Below are 20,490 nucleotides of genomic sequence, written 5' to 3'. Positions count from 1 at the left end.
GGTATCAGTTTCTTCCTGTCAGGTTCCAGGCGTCCTCGCCCGAATCGTCGTCATCGGAGCCGTCGAAGTAGTCCACGGCCTGCGGGCGATCCTCCAGATCCCTGGCGACCAGGTCCTCGGCATAGTCGGTGACCGGCTCGGCATGGTTCACATTGGCCTCGGCGACCAGCGCCGCCTCGGTGGCCGACGGGGTGCTGGTGGCCGGATCGTCCCCTCGCATCGCGGCCAGCACCATCGGCAGGTCGTCCGGCTGGATCAGCACGTCGCGGGCCTTGGAGCCTTCGGAAGGGCCGACCACGCCGCGCGATTCCATCAGGTCCATCAGGCGACCTGCCTTGGCGAAGCCCACGCGCAGCTTGCGCTGCAGCATCGAGGTGGAACCGAACTGGCTGGTGACCACGAGCTCGGTGGCCTGCAGCAGCAGCTCCAGGTCGTCTCCGATGTCCTCGTCGATCTGCTTCTTCTTCTCGGCGGCCGGGATCACGTCGTCCCGGTATTCGGGCTGCAGCTGGCTCTTGACGTGCTCGACGACACGGTGGATCTCCGATTCGGTGACCCAGGCGCCCTGGACGCGCATCGGCTTGGAGGTGCCCATCGGCAGGAACAGCGCGTCGCCCTGGCCCAGCAGCTTCTCCGCGCCGGGCTGGTCCAGCACCACGCGGGAGTCGGTGACCGAAGAGGTGGCGAAGGCCATGCGCGAAGGCACGTTGGCCTTGATCAGGCCGGTGACCACGTCCACCGACGGGCGCTGGGTGGCCAGCACCAGGTGGATGCCGGCGGCACGCGCCAGCTGGGTGATGCGCACGATGGACTCTTCCACATCGCGCGGGGCTACCATCATCAAATCGGCGAGCTCGTCGACGATCACCAGCAGGTACGGGTAGGGCTTGAGCACGCGCTTGGAACCCTCGGGAGGGTGCACCTTGCCGGCCTTGACCGCCTTGTTGAAGTCGTCGATGTGCTTGAAGCCGAAGTTGGCCAGGTCGTCGTAGCGGGTGTCCATTTCGCGGACCACCCACTGCAGGGCCTCGGCGGCCTTCTTCGGGTTGGTGATGATTGGGGTGATCAGGTGCGGCACCCCTTCGTAGGCGGTGAGCTCCACGCGCTTGGGGTCGACCATGACCATGCGCACCTCGTCGGGGGTGGCGCGCATCAGGATCGAGGTGATCATCGAGTTCACGAACGAGGACTTGCCCGCGCCGGTGGCGCCGGCCACCAGCAGGTGCGGCATCTTGGCCAAGTTGGCCACGACGAAGCCGCCCTCGACGTCCTTGCCCACGCCCATCACCATCGGGTGCTCGGACTTGCGGGCGTTGGAGCTGCGCAGCACGTCGCCCAGGGCGACGACTTCCTTGTCGGTGTTCGGGATCTCGATGCCGATGGCGGACTTGCCCGGGATCGGCGAGAGGATGCGCACATCCGAGGAGGCCACGGCGTAGGAGATGTTCTTGGACAGCGCGGTGACCTTCTCCACCTTGGTGCCCGGGGCCAGCTCGATCTCGTAGCGGGTCACCGTCGGGCCGCGCGAGAAGCCGGTGACCTGCGCGTCGACCTTGAACTGCTGCAGCGTGTTGGTCAGCGCGTCGACCACCACCTGATTGGCTTCGGAGGCTTCCTTGGCCGGCGGGCCGGCAGGCAGGTAGTGCTCCTCGGGCAGGGTGTAGGTGACATCCCCGGAGAGCTGCAGCTGCTCGCTGCGCGCCGGGATCGGCGCCTGCGGGGAAGTTCCGAGCCCGGCGGCGCGCGAGGAGACCTGGTCCATCGCTGAGGTGGTGGCTTCGGGTTCGGCCTTCAGCCCGATGTTGGCCATGATCTCGGCCATTTCGGCCTCGGCCTTGGTGGGGCGTTTGACCCCCGGCGGCGGGCCGGCCGGTTTCGGGATCGCCACTGTGGCGGCGTCTTCGCTGGCATCGGCGGGGCCGGAGCCATCCAGCTGCGGGCGGGCGATGGCCTGGGTGGCCGCCTCGTCGGCGTCGAAGATCTTGCCGGAGTTGCGGCTGGCCGCAGGCATCGCGTCGGTGGCAGGATCATCCTCGCCGATGACCGCCTGGTCGTAGGCGATATCGCCGGAGCGGTCGGAGTGCTCCGTCCCATCCACGTCGTAGACTTCGGTGACCTTGCGGGCGGCGGCTGCACGGCGCTCGAAGAAGCCCGGCTTCTTCTTTTTCGGTGCCGGGGCCTCGGCCTCGGCCTCGGGATAGAGGTAGGACTGGTCGTGGTCCTCGCGGGTGGCATCCAGTTCCATCGCGGCGGTGGCCCGGGTGGCGCGCGGCGTATCCGGGTCCTGGCCGAGCAGGCGGTTGTAGCCGGCGCGCACGCGCGCAGGGATCTGCATCACCGGGGTGGCGGTGACGATCAGGATCGACATGAACACCAGGAAAATGAACACCGCCATGGCGCCCGGAACCGATATCAGCAGGCCCAGCGGGGTGCCCAGGATGGACCCGGCCATGCCGCCGGCATTCCACAGCGCTTCGAAGTCGTCGGTGACCGCCGGCGAGCCGTTGGCCAGCGAGGCGATCGATGAGCCGGAGAGCGTCATGATCAGCAGCCCGATGCCGATGCGGTTGTTCGCGGTGACAGCTTCGGGGTAGCGGAAGAGCCGGAAGGCGCCGATGAACAGGATGACCGGCAGCAGCACCGCCATGAAGCCCAGGGTGCCGCCGGCGACAGCGTGCACGCCGGTGCCGAACCAGCCGGCATCGCGCAGGCCCCACCATTCGATGACCGCGACAATGATCGCGATCAGCGCGAGGAACAAGCCGGTGCCGTCGCGGCGCAGCTCGTAGTCAGGCTTGACGGTTCCGCCAATGCGGCGGAACGCGCCGCCGAAGATCCGGGCAATGCCCATCCACACGCTGCGGATTGCGCGCAGCGGCAGGGCGAGTTCCGCATCCGGGTTCTCGGGCGTTTTCTTGGAGGACGAGGAGCTGGACGCCTTGGGTTTGCGCGTCGCAGTCTTCTTCGTCCCCTGAGACTGGGTACGTGGGGCCATACTCCAAGGGTATCGCCATACGCTGGATGCACCCCGAATTTACACGTCTGCACAGGGTTTGGCGAGGGCTAGAGAATGATCACGTACCCAGCAAGGGGATCAACTTACTTGTCGTAGTTGATGACCATCATGTATCCACTACCATGGCGCATGCACGATGCGCTGTAGACGGTGTAGTTCGCATCCTGCAAGACGCGCACCTTGGCACCCTTGACGGCATTGCAGATTTGATAGCTGCTGTAGCCATAGGTCACTTGGGTGTCGGCTTGGGCAGCTGGCGCGAGGGCCAGACCAACGCCTGAAGCGAGCGCCAAGGCCATCAGGCCCGATGTGAATCGACGTTTCATACTCATGATCTCTCCTTTGAGATTTCGGTGATTCTGACGTCGCGCGGGCACAGCTACCCTGCAGCAGCCGAACGCGCCAGCGCAGTACTCACGGTTCCACAGCAGACGGTCAATATCAATAGTTTCTGGATTTAAAGCGTAGAAACCTGAAAAAGATATTAATTGACATGGCTATATTGCGGATATTTGTTGTAATTTTAAGGAGATATGAGTTGCAACAGGGCAATACTCAAGGTTCACGGGAATGCAGCGAAAACCAGCGAGCGCATCGGCTCAAGACGGGAAAAGCGGCGCTTGGCTTCCAATCGATGCGGTGTACGGCTGAAAGCATTGTCTTAGAAGCGGTTCAGAAGCCCATGGATCGCTGATGGTGGCAGTTCAGGCCCGCGGTAATGAGGTACCCGGTGGCACTGCAAACAGACAGGAACCCGAGGGCGATCAAGCTCAGCAAGCCCCACTGTCCCGCGGAACCGCCCATCAGTATCAGAATCGACGCAGGCAGCAGACCGCCAATGCCTGCGCCAAGTGCCGCGGAAGCTGCTTGCCGGGATGGGCTGCCACCCTCATTGCGCACTGCGCGGATTTCCAGGGCGACGTATATTCCTGAGGCGCACAGCAACCCCACTGCCAGTCCAATGCCGCAAGCGATCGCGACAATCTGCAAAGTTGCAGCAGCCGAGCCTGGCTGGAATCCTCCGGCAACTACTTCCCAGAAGAGCGCGAGCAACGCGAGCACACCGAATAGCGCTCCTGCCGCACCAGCGATCAAGAAGATCCGCGAGGCGATCGATGACACTGGTGCGGCAGTTTTTGCGTTCATGGCTCAAGCGTACGACGGCTTAGCCGTATTTCAAATTGTCGGTTAGCTAGGGACTTTAGGAGAAATCCAGGCCGAGCAACGCGTTCTCGGTGACCTCCGGCAGGGCCGGGTGGATCCAGTACTGCTTGGTTGCCACCTCGCGCACGTCCAGACCGAAGGCCATGACTGTGATCATCTGCTGGATCAGCGTCGAGGCCTGCGGGCCCATGTAGTGCGCACCGAGCAGCTTGCCGGTGTCCCGGTCGGCGATGAGCTTTGCGATGCCGGTGCCATCTTCCATCGCCCAGCCGTAGGCCACGTCCCCGTACTTCTGCACCTTGACCGTGACATCATGCCCGGCCTCGCGGGCTTGATCTTCGGTCATCCCGACGTAGGCGATCTGCGGGTGGGTGAAGACCGCGGCCGGCACGTGCTCGTGCGGCATCTTCACCATGTCCTGCGGGTTCAGCAGGTTGTGGCGCACCGCGCGCATCTCGGCGTTGGCCACATGCTTGAGCTGGAAGGGCGAGGAAATATCGCCCAGCGCCCAGACACCTTCAGCGGAAGTCGAGCGGCCGTATTCGTCCACGCTGACCTGCCCGTCGTCCGAGGCGATGCCTGCATTCTGCAGGTCCAACTGGTCGCCGTTGGGCACCCGCCCGGTCGCTACCAGCAGCACCTCGGCGCTGGCGGTGGAGCCGTCATCCAGGGTCAGCACCACCCCGTCGCTTTCCTGCACGGCGCTGGCCACCGTCCGTCCCATGCGCACGTCATAGCGTTCGGCGGCCAGCTGGTTGAAGGGCTCGCGCAGGTCGGCATCCAGGTGGCGCATCAGCTCGGAGCGGGCCAGGATGGTGACCTTGGTGCCCAGCGCCTCGAAGACGTGGGCGAACTCCATGGCAATGTAGCCGCCGCCGATGATCACAATGGACTTCGGCTGGCTCGCCAAGCGCATGATGTCCTCGTTCGTGTGGTAATGCACCCCCGAATCAATGATTTCCTGCGGAATGAAGGGGCGCGAACCGGCGGCCAGGACAATCTGGTCCGCGCTGATGGTCTTGGCTTCTGCTCCCTGCCCGGTGCGCAGCGTGCGCTCGCCGACGAAACGCGCGTGCTGGTCATAGACGTCGATGTTCGGCGTCTGCTCGCCGCGGCGGTACTCCTCGCCGCCCTGGGCGATCGGATCGATGCGCTTGCCGAAGACCCTGCTGACGATGCCGGGCCAGTCCACGGAATTGACTTGGGCGTCGATTCCCAGCCGTGCCGATTCCCTGGTTTCCAAGGCGACGTCTGCGGCATAGACATACATCTTGGTCGGGATGCAGCCGACGTTCAGGCAGGTGCCGCCGAAGGCGCCCTTCTCGATGATGGCAATGGACTGCCCGTCGAATTCGGGACCGGGAATGGAGTTGCCCGATCCGGTGCCGAGGATGATCAGATCGTAGTGCTTGTCTGCTTCGATAGCGGCGGAAGACGTCATGGCAGGTGTACCTTTCACGGTCAATGCTTGGGGCCCGGCAGGCAGGCGCGCTGACAGCGCTTGCCTACCGGGCAGGCTATCATCCGGGAACCGGACTTCCGCTATGTTGCAGTTCTGGCTCATCGGCCAGGCTGAACACCAGCTGCAGGATCCCGTCCACGAGCACCGGCTGCGCATGGATCCCGTAGACCTGCAGCAGGAGTTCGGGCGCCAGCACCTGGTGGGGCGTCCCCGCGGCGATGATTCCGCCGTTGGCCAGCAGCACCAGCTTGCTGCAGTAGCGGGCCGCCAAATTCAGGTCGTGCAGCACCACCACCGTGGTGGTTCCCAGTTCTCCGACCATGCGCAGCAGCTCATGCTGGTAGCGGATGTCGAGGTGGTTGGTGGGCTCGTCCAGCAGCAGGTGCTCGGCCTGCTGGGCCAAGGTCCGGGCCACCAGCACGCGCTGCTTCTCGCCCCCGGAGAGGGTCGAGTAGCGGCGGTCGGCCAGGTGCCGGGCGCCGACCCGGGCCAGCGCCGAGGCAACTGCCCGGTGGTCCTCGCGGGACATGGCGGCCAGCGCCTTGCGGTGCGGTGCCCTGCCCAGGAGCACCATTTCGGCGACGCTGACCGGCAATTCGGTGGGGGTTTCCTGGGCCACGACCGCAATCCTGCGGGCCAGTTCGTTGCCGCGCAGTTCGGTGACCGGACGCTCGTCGACAAGCACCAGACCGGCGGTGGGCTTCAGCGCCGCATAGAGCGTGCGCAGCAGGGTGGACTTGCCGCTGCCGTTGGGGCCGATCAGCCCGACCACTTCCCCGGGGCCGGCTTGCAGCCCTGCCGACTCGATGACCAGCTTTCCGCCATAGCCCACGGAAATATCGGTAGCAGTAATCATTCTTCTTGCCTTCTTCCAGATTCGTGATTCCTACTGGACCGCATTGAGCTTGCGAACCAGCGCGAACAGCAATGGGGCACCGAGCAGCGCCGTCACGATGCCCAGGGGCAACTCCTGCGGCGCCATGGCCGTCCGGGCCAGCACATCGGCCCAGACCAGGAACACCGCACCGAGCAACGCAGCGACCGGTATCAGGATCCGGTGCGTCGATCCAACGCACAGCCGGGCCACGTGCGGAATCACCAACCCGACAAACCCGATGCCGCCTGAGGAGGCGACCAGCGCGCCCACGCACACCGCGGTCACGACCATCACGGACGCGCGCAGCTTGGCCGGAGCTATGCCCAGTGCCTGCGCGGTGCCATCGCCAATGGCCAGCGCGTCCAGCGGCCGCGACCAATAGGCCAGCAGCGTGGCGGTCCCGAGCACCACGACCCAGGTGATCATGACCGACTGCCCGGTAGCCTGCGCCAGGGAACCCAAGGTCCAGAACAGCACCGAACGCCCGGCGTTGGGATCATCCGAAGCGAAAATCAGCAGCGAGGTGAGCGCGTGCAGCACATAGCCCACTGACACCCCTGCCAGGACCAGACGGGTGGATGTCATCTCGGAGCCGACCCGTGCCAGCAGGTAGACGAAGATCCCCGCGGCCAACGCCCCGGCAAAGGCGCTGGCCGCCAGCGAGGCCGTTCCGATGCCGGCGGCCGCTCCGAAGAGGATCGAGGCCGCCGAGAGCGTGGATGCCCCGGAGGTCACGCCCAGCAGGTACGGTTCAGCCAGGATGTTGCGGGTCAGCGCCTGCAGCGCCACCCCGGCCAGGGCCAGCCCGGCGCCGACGGCGGCGCCCAGAAGGACCCGCGGAACGCGCAGCAGCAGGACAATGGACTCATCCGATGCGCTGAAGGCACCGGAGCCGGCTGCCCCGGACAGGTGCGCCTTGAGGATCTGCAGGACGGTGCCCGGCTCAATGGCCACCGGGCCGAGCCCTACGGCCACCGGCACAGAGACCAGCAACACGCTCAGCAGCGCGCAAATCCACAGCCATGCGTGCCGGGCGCGCCGGTCATGATCCAGATCATCGCCTGAACCGGCCAGCGGCTCCCGGTGTGCTCGCACTGCAGAATCCAACGGGGTCATGGTTGCCTTTCCAGGGTTTTGGCAGGGGAAGGGGTGCGCAGGGTCAGCGCGGCAGCCAGCGCCACCAGTGTCAATGCGCACAGCACGGCAGCGGCGGCCAGGTAGCCGGAGCCGGCCAGCGCCGCGCCGGAAGCCGCCGTGCCCAGGAACAAGCCCAGGGACATTCCGGCCGCGTTCAGGCTCAGCGCGGTGCCGCGCACCTGCGTGCAGCGGCTCACCAGCAGGCTCATCACGGCGGCCGAGACCACCGCGTGGCTGGCCGAAAGCACCGCTGTGCCGGCCACCGCCAGCGGCAGCACCGGAGCGAGGTAGACCCCGGACAGCGCCACGAGCGAAATACCCAGGCTGATAACCATCACGGCACGGGTGCGGGCCGGCGAGTCTTCGGTATTGAGCATTCGCCCGGCCAGCAGGTGGCCGAGGAAGAAGGCCCCGCCGCTGACCAACCAGACGAAGGCGAACCAATTGGCATCCAGGGAGAATTTCTGGGCGTACAGCGGAGCGAGGAAGGCCAGATGCCCCATGAAGGCTCCGGCGCGCCCGAAGGAAACCAGCAGCAGAACCCGAGTGCCGGGCACCCCAGCCAGGGTGCGGAAGGCCGCAAGGTAGCCCAGCCGGGCAGGGGCCGGGGTGTCCCCGGCGTGCCCAGCGCCACGGCGGCCGTAGCGCAGCACCGCCGGGATCAGCGCGATGCTGAACACGGCGATGGCGACCAGATTGCCCTGCCACCCCCAGAACAGCGCCGGCAGCACCAGCAGCGGCGCGCCCACCGTGGAAGCCAAAGTCTGGGCCGTCATCACCAAGGTGGCCGCCCGGCCGGCGGCCGGCGTGGTGCCGAACCGGTCCGCGGCCGCGGTGGACAGCGCGGGATACAGCAAGGCGTTGGATACACCGGTGGCCAGGCAGAATACCGCCAGCGCGGCCGGTCCCGAAAAGGTTCCCACGATGGCTGCCAGACCCATCAGCCCCAGCGCCGCGGCGGCCACGGCGCCCGGGGCGATGCGCCCGATCAGCGGGGCCAGCGCAACTCCGGCGAGCACAGCGCCGATGCCGGCCAGCCCGCGCAGGGTTCCAGTTTCGGCGTAGCCGGCCCCGGCCCAGTCCGCGATGGGCACCAGGAAGGTGCTCAGCACCGTGAAGGGCAGCAAGCCCAGTGCCGAGGCCAGCAGCGCAGGCCAGATCTCCGCGATAATGCGCCGTTCGCTGGGCAATTGGTGCGCGGTATGCAGGTCGGTCTGGCTCATCAACGAGCCAGCCGGTCGGCGATCAGCTCGACCCCGTCCACGGCCAGCGGACCGGGCGAGGAATAGTAGTAGTTCAGCGGCACAATGGCGCTGTCCTGGTCAATGGCGGGCAAACCCGCCAATTCGGGGCGGTTGCGCAGCTCGTCGATGACCTGCTGGTCCGTTTCCAAGTTCGAGGACCCGGTCGGCAGGTACATGGCGAAGACCTTGTCGGCTGAGCTGTTCACGAGTTCTTCGGTGGAGGGCTCGAAGTAGCGCTTGGGAACGTCGCTGAAGACGTTCTCCATGCCCAGTAATTCCATCTGCTCGGCAATCAGGGATTCATGGCCGTATGACCCCAAGGTGCCGGAGACGGGCACGTACAACGGCACGCCCCGCTGCCCACTGGCCTGCTTGGCATTGCGCGCTGCCTGCTCGACGCGGGAGCGCATGTCCTTCACCGAGCCGGCGGCTACCTGTTCGGTGCCGAAGAGCTGTCCGTAGGATTCCACATCCTTGTAGATCTGGTCGAAACCGCTCAGTCCTCCGGTGGATCGATCCTCGAATCCAGCGCAGTACCCGCTGACGGTCAGCATCTTCACTCCGGCGCTTTCCAAACGCTCTGCCAACGAATCCAGATCGATTCCGGCTGCGATATCGGTTCCGATCACCACGTCCGCACCCGAGGCCAGGATCATTTCGTAGGAGACGTCATGGGAGTCTTCGGTGATCCGATCGGCCTTGCGCACCACCGCCATGGTTTCTTCGTCGAAAGGCACCTGCATGCTGCCTGCGTAGTGCGTGAGCTTGTCTCCCGCTCCAGCGGCAGTCAATAGGGCTGGCGCTTCCGAGCCCACAGCGAGAACGCTTTCCGGGGCCTTGTCGAAGACTACTTGCCTTCCGCAGCTGTCTAGGACAAGGTTTGTCGTCTCGGCACCCTGCGGCGCGCCGCTGGCGGATCCGGCCGGCGTACTGCACCCGGTTACCAAAGCCAAGACTGCAACTGGCACGGCCAGCTTCCAGGGGTTGAGTTTTTTCATCTATCAGTGCTCCATTCATGGCAGGCGGGCGTCGACCGCCGAATTCCAGCGAGTCCTCAGCCAACAACGCTAAACACTAATGAGAATCATTATCAATTGTCAAAATATGTCAGCACCGCGCTCTTCCCAGCCCAAGCCGTTTTCGGGCAATGAAAAGCAGCCGCACTGCCCGATACTGAACGGGCGGCACGGCTGCCGTGATGCTGCTTTTCTGTGCTGGATTGCGGGCTAGAGTCCCTCGGAAGCCAGCCAGGCCGAAGCGATGTCGGCTGCCGATTTCTTGTCCACGGTGCTTTGGACATTCAGGTTCACCAGAACCTGCGCCGTCAGTTTCTCGCTGACCGGATTGAGGACTTCCTCCAATTCCTCGGATTGATCAGCAGCCACCAATGGCACCACGTTTGATGCCAGGAACAGCGACTTCGGATCTTCCAGAACCACGAGGTCCTCGGTCTGGATGCGCGGATCGGCGGTAAAGACATTGGCAATGTTCACCGTGCCGGCGACCAGGTCTTCAACGGTCGTATCGCCCGTTGCAGAGAACTCCGCCTTCACGCCGTAGGTGCTTTCCAAGCCCTTGGGGCCGTAGGGGCGCTCAGCAAGTTCGGGCGGGCCGCCCACGGTCAATGGTTCGGAGATGCCGGCAAGGTCCTCGATGCTGGTGAGGTTGTTGGCTTCGGCGAATTTTTTCGTCACCGTATAGGAGTCCTGGTCCGAAGCCTCGGCGGCTTCGAGCACCGCGAGTGATTCAGGCAAGGACTTCTTCAGCTCGTCATAGACTTCCTCGGAGGAACGTGCTTCGGTGTCTTCCTTGTAGAACTGCAGCAGGTTGCCCGTGTATTCAGGGAAGACGTCAATGCTTCCGTCTTCCAGCTGAGGCATGTAGGCATCGCGCTGCCCGATGCTGAATTGCCGTTCTACTTCCATGCCGGCTCCTTCAAGTGCCTGGGCATAAATCTCGGCGACAATTTCATTTGAGTAGTAGGCCTGCGAACCTACCACGACCGTTGTTCCGCCATCCTGGGCGGCATCGCTTTCCGTGGCCAGCGGGTCCGCACTGGAGCATCCGGCCAGTACCAGGCTTCCAGCCAGCACGAGAGCGCTTGTGGAGAAAAACTGCTTCCTGTTCATGACATTTCCCTTTCGAGGGTGATTTGGTCATCGGTATAGTGGAACTTCTTCTTCGTGCGCGCACCCAGACCGCGCGGTACGGCAGCTTTCTGGGCCATGGCAAATGCCAAGTCCAGCACAAGGGCCAGCGCCGCAACCATCAAGGCTCCACCCAGGACCATGTCGAAGCGCCGCAGGTTCAGTCCGGTGATGATGGGCAAGCCCAGGCCGCCGAGGTTCACGTAGGCGGCAACAGTTACCGTGGCCACTACTTGAAGCACCGCGGAGCGGATCCCGCCCACGAGCAGGGCGAGGCCTAGTGGAATCTCGACCTTGAAGAGTATCTGCCATTCGGTCATCCCCACGGCCCTGGCAGCGTCAATGGTTTTGCGGTCAATGGCTTCGAAGCCGGTGTAGGCTCCCGCAAGCAGTGATGGAATCGCCAGCACAACGAAGGTCAGCAGGGCCGCTTCTGGCTTGTGCAGTACACCGAGCAGCAGCACCAGCAGGATCAGCAAGCCGAAGGATGGCACCGCCCGGGCAATGCCGGCGATGCCGACCGCAATTTCGCGCCCTTTGCCAGTGTGCCCGATTGCCCATCCGGCGGGGATGGCAATCACGCCAGCGATCAGCACTGCCAGCACGGTGAACAGCAGGTGCTGCCCCAGCAGGGCAGCCAGTCCCCCATCGCCCTGCCACTGTTCAGCTGCGAAGATCCATGACAGCGCATCGGAAATCAGATTCATGATCCCGCCTGTTCAGTGGACTTCGGCGCCGGCGTTCGCCGCTTCAAGGTGCTCGCCGTGGTCCACGGCATCAGCCAACGACCCGCCAAAAGCAACAGCAGGTCGACCAGCAGGGCGATCGCTGCCACTGCGATAATGCCGGCCAGGACTTCCTCGATAATGCGGCGCTGCAAGCCGTTGGTGAACAAGTAGCCCAAGTTGGTGACGCCGACCAGGATGCCAACCGTCGCCAACGAGATCGTGCTGACCGCGGTCACGCGCAATCCGGCCAGAACCACGGGACCGGCCAACGGGAGGTCAACAGCAAAGAAACGACGTGCCGTTCCGTAGCCCATGGCCGTCGCCGCCGACCTGGTTGCCGGGTCGACCGAGTTCAGCCCGTCGACCACGCTGCGCACCATGATGGCGACCGCGTAGATCGCCAGAGCTAGAATCAAGTTGGCTTCGCTGATCGCGCTCATCCCGGTGAGCACGGGCAGTATCATCAGCAAAGCCAATGAAGGGATCGTGTAGAGCAATCCAGTGAGGCTCACGACTGGTGCGCGCAGGAGCTTGTATTTCCAGGCCACCCAACCCAGCGGGATCGACGCAGCGAATCCGAGAACGATTGCTATCACGGACTGGCGCAGGTGCTCCAGCGAAAGCGACCCAATGAGTCCGAGGTTTTCCAGGATCCAGTTCACTGGACTGTTCCGTCCTCGACAAGCTTGCCCTGCGTCCGACCTTGCGCATCGATAAGGACGGTTCCATGTTCCGTCTGCTTCAGGCTCAATGCCCGGGACCCGCGCTGCGCACCGATGAAGGAGGCGACGAAATCATTGGCTGGATGCTCAATAATTTCACTGGGGCTGCCTACTTGGAGCTTCTGTGCGCCGGCCGCCAGAATCACTACCTGGTCTCCCAGCAGGAAGGCCTCGTCAATATCGTGGGTAACAAAGACAATGGTCTTGTCGAGTTCTCTTTGGAGTCGAAGCAATTCTTCTTGCAGCTCGGCGCGAACGATAGGGTCAACCGCGCCGAAGGGCTCATCCATGAGCAGGATGTTCGGGTCCGAGGCAAGTGCCCTGGCGACACCGACTCGCTGCTGCTGGCCTCCCGAGAGTTGGTGCGGATAGCGGTCGGCCTGCGCAGGAATTAAACCTACGGTTTCCATGAGTTCGAGGGCTCGTTTGCGTGACGCGGCTTTGGACATGCCTTGGAGCCGCGGCACGGTAGCGATGTTCTCCGCGACGGTGAAATGCGGCATGAGTCCCGAGTTCTGCATGACGTAGCCAATGCTTCGACGCAGTTCCACCGCTGGCTTGTTGGTGATGTCCTCCCCATCGATCCGAAGCACTCCATCGCTCGGATCAACCATGCGGTTTACCATCCGCAGCAAGGTCGTCTTGCCGCAGCCTGAGGATCCCACGAAGACTGTGGTGCGGTGTGCCGGAATTTGCAGGCTGAAATCCTTGACGGCAACCGTGCCATCCGGATAGTGCTTCGAGACGTTCTCGAACTCAATCATGCGCATTCCTCCTCGGCGGTTTCATTCCGAACCTTGTGCGATGTTTGAGCATGTTTCGTCTCCTTGAGCTGGCGTTGAGCCCAATTCTGCCTCAAAAGCGCTGTGACAGCACCCAATGCCGGGAATCATTCAGCTTCAAACAGTTTGGCGCTTACCGTATTCCTACCAGAATGTCGGTAGACTGAGCCAAAAGCATTTTTACGGCATTTGGAGAATACATTGCACAAACGCTCGAAATTCATGGCTACTGCCGCTTTGGCAAATGTTGCCTTGGCTCTCTCGTCACCAGCAATCGCTGACACGCAAGGTTTTACCCCAACCGGTCATTGGGACAGCGCAGTTATCATGGACACTCGCACCGGGGAGGTGCTGGAGCGGATCGATGCGGACCAGTGGGATTCGGTCATTGTCATGGACGCGCAAACGGGGCACGTCGTGCCTCAAAGTCCTGCTCCGGCAATCGAACGGCCTGACTGGCCGAAGCCTGCATTCTTGAGTTTCGTTGGATGACACTGAATTTCTACACAGGCACTGCTGGAGCTGTCCAAAAAAATTATTGCCTCGAACCATAATTGGTTCGAGGCAATAATTCCGGAAGTCTAGGCTTCGAGCACTACCGGAACAATCATTGGGCGGCGGCGCAGCTTGCGCGATACCCACGAGCCGATCACGCGGCGGGTGATCTGCTGCAGCTGGTGCGTGGTGTGGTTCGGGTTGTTGCCCACTGCTTCCACAATCGCGGCTGCAATCTTCGGCTTGATCTCGTTGAAGACCGAGTCCTCTTCCGCCACACCGCGTGCGTGGATGTCCGGGCCGGAGATGATCGTGCCGTTCTGGCGGTTGATCACGGTGATGACCGAGATGAAGCCTTCCTCGCCCAAGGTGACGCGGTCCTTCAGGTCATCGTCGGTGATGGTGCCGACCTTGGAGCCGTCAACGTAGACGTATCCGCATTCGACCTGGCCGACGAGCTTCGCAACGCCGTCCTTCATGTCGATAACCGAACCGTCGTCTGCCAGCAGCACGTTGTCCTCCGGGACACCGGCCTGCGCGGCCAGCCGGCCGTTGGCAATCAGGTGGCGGGTTTCGCCGTGCACCGGGAGCACGTTCTTCGGGCGCAGGATGTTGTAGCAGTACAGCAATTCGCCAGCCGATGCGTGGCCGGAAACGTGGACCTTGGCCATGCCCTTGTGGATGACCTCTGCCCCCAAGCGCATCAAGCCATTTATCACGCGGAAGACCGAGTTCTCATTGCCCGGGATCAGGCTGGAGGCCAGGATGACGGTATCGCCCGGGTTGATCTGGACCTTGTGCTCGCCGTTGGCCATGCGGGACAGGGCGGCCATCGGCTCGCCCTGCGAACCGGTGGACATCAGCACGACCTTGTGGTCCGGCAGCGAGTCGATCTGCTTCAGATCGACCAGCACGCCCTGCGGAACGTCGAGGTAGCCCAGGCGTTCGGCGATGCCCATGTTGCGCACCATCGAGCGGCCGATGAAGGCAACCTTGCGCCCGTGCATCGCGGCCGCATCCAGCACCTGCTGCACACGGTGCACGTGCGAGGAGAAGGACGCGACAATGATGCGGCGGCGGGCGCGCGCGAACTTGGCTTCGAGGACCGGGCCGATCTCGCGTTCGGCCACGGTGAAGCCCGGGACTTCGGCGTTGGTGGAGTCCGGCAGGAACAGGTCCACGCCTTCCTCGCCCAGACGCGCGAAGTGGCGCAGGTCGGTGATGCGGCCGTCCAGCGGCAGCTGGTCCATCTTGAAGTCGCCGGTGTGCAGCACGGTGCCGGCCTCGGTGCGCAGGAATACTGCCAGGGCGTCGGGGATCGAGTGGTTCACGGCAACGAATTCGCATTCGAAGTTGCCAACCTGCGCGATCTCGCCCTCCACCACGATGTTGGTGTTGGCCTTGATGCGGTGTTCTGCCAGCTTTGCTTCAACGAAGGCCAGGGTCAGCTTGGACCCGTACAAAGGGATGTCTTCGCGCAGGCGCAGCAGGTAAGGAACAGCACCGATATGGTCCTCGTGGCCGTGGGTCAGCACGAGGCCCACCACGTCGTCCAGGCGGTCCTTGATGTAGGAGAAGTCCGGCAGGATCAGATCCACGCCAGGCTGGTGCTCTTCGGGGAAGAGCACGCCGCAGTCGACGATCAACAGTTTCCCGTTGAGTTCGAATACGGTCATGTTTCGGCCGACCTCGCCCAAGCCGCCGAGGGGAACAATGCGCATTGTCCCCTTCTTCAGCTTCGCCGGAGCCTGCATACGCGCAGCGTCAGCCTTGCCTACTGAACTCTCAGTCATATGTGGTTAGTCCCTTTCGTTACAGATCCCATCCACCTTCACGTAGGTCCGCGCGGATGGCATCTAGCTCTGCGTCCGACGGTGCCAACAGCGGCAGCCGGACGACGGTGTTCGGCAGGACACCCTGCCAGTGAAGTCCATATTTTGCGGCAACGGCGCCCTGAATGTGGCCCATGATGCCGCGCTGGATCGCGTCCAGCTCAAAGTGTGTGGTGCGTGCAGTTGCCAGATCTCCTGCATGCATTGCATTAACTAGCGTACGGTACTTGGCGGCTGCAACGTGAGCGGTGACCGAAACCACGCCGACTGCACCGGCCGCCATCAGCGGCAGGGTCAGGCCGTCATCGCCCGAGTACACGTGCAGATCGGTGTTGGCCAGCACGGTGGTGGTGGACTGGTAATCCGCTTTGGCGTCCTTCAGCGCAATGACCTGAGGAATCTTGGCCAGCTCGATAATGGTTTCCGGTGCCAGCGCAATGCCGGTGCGTCCAGGGATGTCATAGAGCATGATGGGCAGCTCAACAGCTTCGGCGATGGCCTTCACGTGGGCGATGACGCCTGCCTGGCTTGGCTTGTTGTAGTACGGGGTGGTCAACAGCACACCGTCGACGCCCGCTTCCTTGGCTGCCAGCGAAAGCTTGATGGAGTGGCGGGTGTCGTTCGTGGTGGAACCGGCCAGCACCGCGGCCCGGCCGCCCACCGCTTTGGCGACGGTACGGAACATCTCGATGTTCTCTTCATCGGTCAAGGTCGAGGTCTCGCCGGTGGTGCCGGTGACAACTAGTCCGTCGCAGCCATCATCAACCAGCTTCGTTGCCAGTTTTGCGGCCAACGCGTAATCGACTTCACCCGCTTCGTCGAAGGGCGTGACCATAGCGGTCAGCACGGTTCCGAACGGGTATGCCTGCTTATCAATTGCACTTGTAGCCATGGGATTAAATCTACACTCGCGCATGTTGCATTGGCATCCCCGGAACTATTCGTGGTGCGATGATTCCATGAACGATTCGGGTAGTTCCCAGCGCCTGCTGGGCGTGGATGCGGCGCGGCTTGCCGCCATCCTCGGCATGTTCGCCGCGCACGTCTTCGCACTGTATGAAATCAGCGGCGCACCCGCCTACTCCCCAACGTTTACCGGGGCTGTCGCCTCCGGCAGGGCATCGGTCCTGTTCATGGTGCTGGCCGGATTATCCCTGTGTTTGCTCTCGAAATCCTTGGCCCGGAAGGGCTTCTCCCACCCTAAGGTTTACTCAGTCCTTGTGCTGAGAGCATTAATTATTGCCGTGCTCGGAATGGCAATTGGGTCAATAAATGAAGCCATCGCAGTCATCCTTGTCCACTATGGGCTACTATTTCTATTGCTTCCGCTGGCTCTGAAGCTCTCAAGAATAACCATTTGGGTAGTCTCAGCTTTGTGGCTGCTGCTGATGCCGGCACTTTGGCGGCCCCTGGCCGGCAGCTGGATGGGGAACGCCCTGGGCCATAATCCAACCTTCAGCGACCTTTTCGCCCCGCAATTGCTCCTCAAGGATCTGGTCGTCACCGGATACTACCCGTTGATGATCTGGTTCGGATTCGGCCTGCTGGGAATAGCCATCGGAAGATGCAATCTTCACAGCACGAGAACCGCTGGTCTGCTTGCCGCGGCCGGGACGCTCATCGCCGCGGCGACCTATGCAGCGGGACATCTGGTAAGCATGAAGAATGCCGCGATCATAGCCCGTGAACTGGATCTGGATCTGTCCCTCGTTCCAACAATGATCACCACCGCGCGCTTGCCAGGCACCAATCTCGATCCGTTCTTGGATAATCCCGCCTACCTCTGGTTGCCGACCGGCCACAGCAATTCCTTGCTGTCCACGCTGCACAACGCCGCCTGCGCCGCCGCAATCATCGGCCTGCTGTCGCTGATTATTGGCCGCCTCGGCGCGCTGGGCCGGATTCTGGCGGGAGCCGGCCGCGCGCCACTGACCCTGTATGCCGGACACATCATCTTGCTGCCAGCGATGAAAGAGAACATGGATCCGATGGCCATCTGGTGGATTCTCTGTTCAGCGACTGCCGTCTGCGGAATTTGGCTCGGCTTCAGCAGAGCATCCGGCCCGTTGGAATATGGCGTCAGGGTACTCAGCGGAGCTGACGCCGATCCCGAGACGAAGACGAAATTCTAGAACGATGGCCCGGGCTCGTGCGAGCCCGGGCCATCGACAAGATGCTGGTATTCGTGATTTCTACTGGCTGACCTTCTGATCGGCTTGCCAAAATGTGATCGCCGTACGCATGGATTTGCGAGCCCGCGGCTTATCGCCACAGGCTTCATATGCCAGCGCCAGGCGGTACCAGGATTTCCATGACTCCGGGTTCTCTTCCACGTCCCGCTGGTGGTTGGGGAAATCCGCGTCGGCCGCCGAACGGATGAAGCGTCCCGATGGCATGCGGGGAAGATCTTCTGGCAGCTCACCTGAAGCGGCTAAGGCCTTGCCCATCTTCTCGGTGCGTAAACCGAAGAGCACTTCGCGAATCAGTATCCAGACGCACAAGGCAGGAATCACCAAGATCGCAATGCCCATGATCTGGGCGACCAGCTCCCCGGTATTCAGCAGTCGGATGGCCTGGGTGAATGTCATGCCAATGTACAGCGCGAACAGCAGCAGAATGCCGCCTACCCAGAGTTTGGTTTTCACTGGCCCAGCTCCAGGTAGCCGTCGAGCCCATAGGTCAACCCCGGACGGGAACCAACGGTGCGCAGGCCCAGAAGGACGCCCGGCATGAACGAGGCACGGTCAAAGGAATCATGGCGCAACGTGAACTGCTCGCCGGGTCCGCCAAAGAGCACTTCCTGGTGGGCTACCAAGCCACGCAAGCGGACCGAATGGACGTTGATTCCATCGACAACTGCACCGCGGGCACCGTCGAGCTGGGTCTCGGTAGCATCAGGGCTGGCAGGTACCCCAGCGGCCTCACGCGACTTGGCGATCAGTTCAGCGGTACGCACCGCGGTGCCGCTGGGAGCGTCCACCTTATTGGGGTGATGCAGTTCGATGATCTCGACGGATTCAAAGTACTTCGCAGCCGTGGCAGCGAACGCGCTGGCCAGCACGGAGCCGAGGGCGAAGTTGGGCGCAATCAGCACACCGGCTTCGGGATGCTCGCTCAGCAACGCTTCCAGATTTGCCCGGCGGGCATCATCCCAGCCGGTGGTGCCGACGACCGCATGCAGTCCATGCTCAACGGCGAAACGCACATTGTCTTCGGTGGAAGCTGGCACGGAAAGGTCAACGATGTGGGTTGCTCCGGCTTCAAGGATCTGCGACAGGTCGTCGCCTCGCCCCAAGCTTGCAACCAGTTCCATGTCTGCAGCCTCAGTCACGGCCTTGACCGCTTCCGAGCCCATTCGTCCTGCCGCGCCGAGCACGGCCACCTTGATCTGTGCACTCATGGGCTTAAGCCTATCCTCCTGAACGCACCAGTCCTGCCAACGATGACGTGATCTCTCTCGAGTTTTGCAACGGCTTCTCAGCAGGGAGCAGTCGGCAAATCATTGCGGAGGCACCCTACGGCCAGTCCAACTTGTTTTGCCCAGCAAATAGGGGAAAAATATGTGTCAGGAGTTCCCAAATAGTGAGCAGGGCCATGGGTCAGAAAATTAAGCGTATCGGTTTCGGCATCGGTGCAATCCTCGCCGCGACCTTCGCATGCACTTCCTGCGGTTCTGGCAGCGAACCGATCACCCTGTCGGATGACGAACGAGCATCAATCATCGATATCGTCCAAGAGCAGGGAACAGTTATCGAATCACCGACATGCCAGGTAGAAGTTTTCCGAATCGAGGATTCCACGACCTACGGCTGGGCTACCTGCGCACCCGATAGCCAGGAATCCGCGGATGCCGCGGCTCAAGCCGACGCCTTCCCATTCCGCATCGACGGGCAAGAACTGCGTCGTCCAAGTGACGGTTCCGACTACGAAAAAGACGTGAAGGAACTCTTCCCGGAAGATCTCCGTTCCGCCATTAATCAGCATTCGACCGGGGTGGGCGGCTAGCTCCCTTGGTGCTCGTCTCGCCATTTCTGGCGAGTGTGCCGATTTTCCCTACCGATAGTATGTGCGCACTTTTCGCACGATGAAAGGCTGGCGTGCGCCACGAGTACTTTGGGCATTTGCCCGAATCCTTGAAAACCAGGCTCTCGGTTCGAGTCGCAGGCCAGGGGCCCGACGTGGTGCTCCTGCATGGGCTCGGGGCTTCCAGCCGCTATTTCACTCCGCTGGCAAACATCTTGGCGCAGAAGCATCGGGTGATCGTTCCCGAGCTGCCCGGCCATGGCAAGAATCTCGATGATGGCCGCCCGGTGACCGTACCGCGTTTTGCACACGAGGTGGCACTGGCGTTGCGCGAGCTGAAGGTTGAGAACGCAATTGTCCTCGGGCATTCCATGGGTGCGCAGGTTTCCATTGAGCTGGCCCGCGCGTGGCCCGACCTGGTCAAGCACCTGATCATTGCAGCTCCAGCGGTCAACGACCGCGAGGCGACGCTCTTCAGGCAGGCACGCCGGCTCTTCGAGGATTTCCCGTATGAGTTGAACTCGGTGAAGGCAATCTTGCTCGTCGACTACCTGCGTTGCGGTATCCCCTGGTGGGCCAAAAGCTGTGCCCAGATGCTGGATTACTCCACCATCGATTTGCTCCGCACAGTGCACTGCCCGGTTGATGTCGTATGCGGCACCCGGGATCCGCTATCTCCCCCGGAATTCGGTCTTCGCTTGGTCGCCAAAACTCCGCAGGCCAAGCTTGCTGTCATGCGCCATGGTGCGCATGGTTTCAATTTCTCCCACGCGCCCGAGCTTGCGGCGCTAGTAGAAGCCGCGGTTTGAACCAATAAAACGGCAATGCCCCGTGAATCGACTTCGGCAGATTCGGTCCAAG

20 protein-coding genes are annotated in these 20,490 nt (G+C 62.6%); 4 read left to right on the top strand and 16 right to left on the bottom strand.

Annotated features, from left to right (window positions below):
* Window positions 1–4: 4 nt before the first annotated feature.
* The 12 genes from BKX98_RS08060 to BKX98_RS08005 all read right to left on the bottom strand — a co-directional run bounded on the left by BKX98_RS08060 (window position 5) and on the right by BKX98_RS08005 (window position 13,261).
* Window positions 5–2,995 carry a DNA translocase FtsK gene (locus BKX98_RS08060; protein ID WP_073706791.1) on the bottom strand — a complete coding sequence of 997 codons (2,991 nt, stop codon included), beginning with the start codon at window positions 2,993–2,995 and terminating at the stop codon, window positions 5–7.
* A gap of 104 nt (window positions 2,996–3,099) precedes the next feature.
* Window positions 3,100–3,348 carry a hypothetical protein gene (locus BKX98_RS08055; protein WP_143181063.1) on the bottom strand — a complete coding sequence of 83 codons (249 nt, stop codon included), beginning with the start codon at window positions 3,346–3,348 and terminating at the stop codon, window positions 3,100–3,102.
* Between the two features lie 340 nt (window positions 3,349–3,688).
* Entirely contained in the window at window positions 3,689–4,162 is a 474-nt protein-coding gene (locus BKX98_RS08050; protein WP_143181062.1) for a hypothetical protein, read from the bottom strand.
* A 55-nt stretch (window positions 4,163–4,217) separates the two neighbouring features.
* On the bottom strand, window positions 4,218–5,621 hold the full coding sequence (gene mtr / locus BKX98_RS08045; protein WP_038992614.1) for a mycothione reductase: 1,404 nt from the start codon (window positions 5,619–5,621) through the stop codon (window positions 4,218–4,220).
* A 79-nt stretch (window positions 5,622–5,700) separates the two neighbouring features.
* Window positions 5,701–6,498, bottom strand: a complete 798-nt coding sequence (locus BKX98_RS08040; RefSeq protein ID WP_066139158.1) for an ABC transporter ATP-binding protein — start codon at window positions 6,496–6,498, stop codon at window positions 5,701–5,703.
* A 30-nt stretch (window positions 6,499–6,528) separates the two neighbouring features.
* Window positions 6,529–7,614 carry an iron ABC transporter permease gene (locus tag BKX98_RS08035; RefSeq protein ID WP_233125309.1) on the bottom strand — a complete coding sequence of 362 codons (1,086 nt, stop codon included), beginning with the start codon at window positions 7,612–7,614 and terminating at the stop codon, window positions 6,529–6,531.
* A 17-nt stretch (window positions 7,615–7,631) separates the two neighbouring features.
* On the bottom strand, window positions 7,632–8,879 hold the full coding sequence (locus BKX98_RS08030) for an MFS transporter (RefSeq protein ID WP_073706787.1): 1,248 nt from the start codon (window positions 8,877–8,879) through the stop codon (window positions 7,632–7,634).
* Complete coding sequence (locus BKX98_RS08025; RefSeq protein WP_073706786.1) at window positions 8,879–9,898, bottom strand: ABC transporter substrate-binding protein; 1,020 nt, start codon at window positions 9,896–9,898, stop codon at window positions 8,879–8,881. The genes BKX98_RS08030 and BKX98_RS08025 overlap by 1 nt, the downstream gene beginning before the upstream one ends.
* A 228-nt stretch (window positions 9,899–10,126) precedes the next feature.
* Window positions 10,127–11,029: an ABC transporter substrate-binding protein gene (locus tag BKX98_RS08020; RefSeq protein ID WP_073706785.1), complete on the bottom strand. Its 903-nt coding sequence runs from the start codon at window positions 11,027–11,029 to the stop codon at window positions 10,127–10,129.
* A complete protein-coding gene (locus BKX98_RS08015) occupies window positions 11,026–11,754 on the bottom strand; it encodes an ABC transporter permease (RefSeq protein ID WP_038992621.1) in 729 nt (242 codons plus the stop codon). The genes BKX98_RS08020 and BKX98_RS08015 overlap by 4 nt, the downstream gene beginning before the upstream one ends.
* Window positions 11,751–12,437, bottom strand: a complete 687-nt coding sequence (locus BKX98_RS08010) for an ABC transporter permease (RefSeq protein ID WP_073706784.1) — start codon at window positions 12,435–12,437, stop codon at window positions 11,751–11,753. The genes BKX98_RS08015 and BKX98_RS08010 overlap by 4 nt, the downstream gene beginning before the upstream one ends.
* Window positions 12,434–13,261, bottom strand: a complete 828-nt coding sequence (locus BKX98_RS08005) for an ABC transporter ATP-binding protein (protein WP_073706853.1) — start codon at window positions 13,259–13,261, stop codon at window positions 12,434–12,436. Before BKX98_RS08005 ends, BKX98_RS08010 begins: the two co-directional genes overlap by 4 nt.
* Window positions 13,262–13,606: 345 nt before the next feature.
* Between BKX98_RS08005 and BKX98_RS17025 the strand changes: the two genes are divergently transcribed.
* Window positions 13,607–13,771, top strand: coding sequence for a hypothetical protein (locus BKX98_RS17025; RefSeq protein ID WP_158024675.1), 165 nt, complete (start codon window positions 13,607–13,609; stop codon window positions 13,769–13,771).
* An 89-nt stretch (window positions 13,772–13,860) separates the two neighbouring features.
* Here the strand turns inward: BKX98_RS17025 and BKX98_RS07995 are convergent, their stop codons facing one another.
* A complete protein-coding gene (locus BKX98_RS07995) occupies window positions 13,861–15,567 on the bottom strand; it encodes a ribonuclease J (RefSeq protein ID WP_073706782.1) in 1,707 nt (568 codons plus the stop codon).
* A 19-nt stretch (window positions 15,568–15,586) separates the two neighbouring features.
* Complete coding sequence (gene dapA, locus BKX98_RS07990) at window positions 15,587–16,498, bottom strand: 4-hydroxy-tetrahydrodipicolinate synthase (RefSeq protein ID WP_038989608.1); 912 nt, start codon at window positions 16,496–16,498, stop codon at window positions 15,587–15,589.
* A 67-nt stretch (window positions 16,499–16,565) separates the two neighbouring features.
* Here dapA and BKX98_RS07985 point away from each other — a divergent pair, with 67 nt between their 5' ends.
* A complete protein-coding gene (locus tag BKX98_RS07985; protein ID WP_073706781.1) occupies window positions 16,566–17,738 on the top strand; it encodes a heparan-alpha-glucosaminide N-acetyltransferase domain-containing protein in 1,173 nt (390 codons plus the stop codon).
* A 60-nt stretch (window positions 17,739–17,798) separates the two neighbouring features.
* Here BKX98_RS07985 and BKX98_RS07980 read toward each other — a convergent pair whose 3' ends face one another.
* Together BKX98_RS07980 and dapB are read right to left on the bottom strand one after the other, a co-directional pair.
* Entirely contained in the window at window positions 17,799–18,251 is a 453-nt protein-coding gene (locus BKX98_RS07980; RefSeq protein ID WP_038989610.1) for a tetratricopeptide repeat protein, read from the bottom strand.
* The gene (dapB, locus tag BKX98_RS07975; protein WP_038989611.1) at window positions 18,248–19,006 is read right to left on the bottom strand and encodes a 4-hydroxy-tetrahydrodipicolinate reductase; all 759 of its coding nucleotides are present in this window, start codon (window positions 19,004–19,006) and stop codon (window positions 18,248–18,250) included. The genes BKX98_RS07980 and dapB overlap by 4 nt, the downstream gene beginning before the upstream one ends.
* Before the next feature lie 194 nt (window positions 19,007–19,200).
* On the opposite strand from dapB, the gene BKX98_RS07970 reads away from it, so the two are divergent.
* Both BKX98_RS07970 and BKX98_RS07965 read left to right on the top strand, forming a co-directional pair.
* Window positions 19,201–19,611 carry a hypothetical protein gene (locus BKX98_RS07970; protein WP_038989612.1) on the top strand — a complete coding sequence of 137 codons (411 nt, stop codon included), beginning with the start codon at window positions 19,201–19,203 and terminating at the stop codon, window positions 19,609–19,611.
* A gap of 92 nt (window positions 19,612–19,703) precedes the next feature.
* Window positions 19,704–20,438, top strand: coding sequence for an alpha/beta fold hydrolase (locus BKX98_RS07965; protein WP_083586691.1), 735 nt, complete (start codon window positions 19,704–19,706; stop codon window positions 20,436–20,438).
* The last annotated feature ends 52 nt before the right edge of the window (window positions 20,439–20,490 follow it).

The sequence above is a fragment of the Glutamicibacter sp. 0426 genome, assembly GCF_001906485.1.
GTDB classification, from domain to species: Bacteria; Actinomycetota; Actinomycetes; order Actinomycetales; family Micrococcaceae; genus Glutamicibacter; species Glutamicibacter nicotianae.
Note: the sequence above shows the minus strand (reverse complement) of the source record. Positions and strands in the feature narration are given on the sequence as shown.

What these genes read in the sequence shown, in the direction of transcription:
- BKX98_RS08060 (WP_073706791.1), bottom strand. Translation starts at nt 2,995, where the DNA reads ATGGCCCCACGTACCCAGTCTCAGGGGACGAAGAAGACTGCGACGCGC.
- BKX98_RS08055 (WP_143181063.1), bottom strand. Translation starts at nt 3,348, where the DNA reads ATGAGTATGAAACGTCGATTCACATCGGGCCTGATGGCCTTGGCGCTC.
- BKX98_RS08050 (WP_143181062.1), bottom strand. Translation starts at nt 4,162, where the DNA reads ATGAACGCAAAAACTGCCGCACCAGTGTCATCGATCGCCTCGCGGATC.
- mtr (WP_038992614.1), bottom strand. Translation starts at nt 5,621, where the DNA reads ATGACGTCTTCCGCCGCTATCGAAGCAGACAAGCACTACGATCTGATC.
- BKX98_RS08040 (WP_066139158.1), bottom strand. Translation starts at nt 6,498, where the DNA reads ATGATTACTGCTACCGATATTTCCGTGGGCTATGGCGGAAAGCTGGTC.
- BKX98_RS08030 (WP_073706787.1), bottom strand. Translation starts at nt 8,879, where the DNA reads ATGAGCCAGACCGACCTGCATACCGCGCACCAATTGCCCAGCGAACGG.
- BKX98_RS08025 (WP_073706786.1), bottom strand. Translation starts at nt 9,898, where the DNA reads ATGAAAAAACTCAACCCCTGGAAGCTGGCCGTGCCAGTTGCAGTCTTG.
- BKX98_RS08020 (WP_073706785.1), bottom strand. Translation starts at nt 11,029, where the DNA reads ATGAACAGGAAGCAGTTTTTCTCCACAAGCGCTCTCGTGCTGGCTGGA.
- BKX98_RS08015 (WP_038992621.1), bottom strand. Translation starts at nt 11,754, where the DNA reads ATGAATCTGATTTCCGATGCGCTGTCATGGATCTTCGCAGCTGAACAG.
- BKX98_RS08005 (WP_073706853.1), bottom strand. Translation starts at nt 13,261, where the DNA reads ATGATTGAGTTCGAGAACGTCTCGAAGCACTATCCGGATGGCACGGTT.
- BKX98_RS17025 (WP_158024675.1), top strand. Translation starts at nt 13,607, where the DNA reads ATGGACACTCGCACCGGGGAGGTGCTGGAGCGGATCGATGCGGACCAG.
- BKX98_RS07995 (WP_073706782.1), bottom strand. Translation starts at nt 15,567, where the DNA reads ATGACTGAGAGTTCAGTAGGCAAGGCTGACGCTGCGCGTATGCAGGCT.
- dapA (WP_038989608.1), bottom strand. Translation starts at nt 16,498, where the DNA reads ATGGCTACAAGTGCAATTGATAAGCAGGCATACCCGTTCGGAACCGTG.
- BKX98_RS07985 (WP_073706781.1), top strand. Translation starts at nt 16,566, where the DNA reads ATGAACGATTCGGGTAGTTCCCAGCGCCTGCTGGGCGTGGATGCGGCG.
- dapB (WP_038989611.1), bottom strand. Translation starts at nt 19,006, where the DNA reads ATGAGTGCACAGATCAAGGTGGCCGTGCTCGGCGCGGCAGGACGAATG.
- BKX98_RS07970 (WP_038989612.1), top strand. Translation starts at nt 19,201, where the DNA reads ATGGGTCAGAAAATTAAGCGTATCGGTTTCGGCATCGGTGCAATCCTC.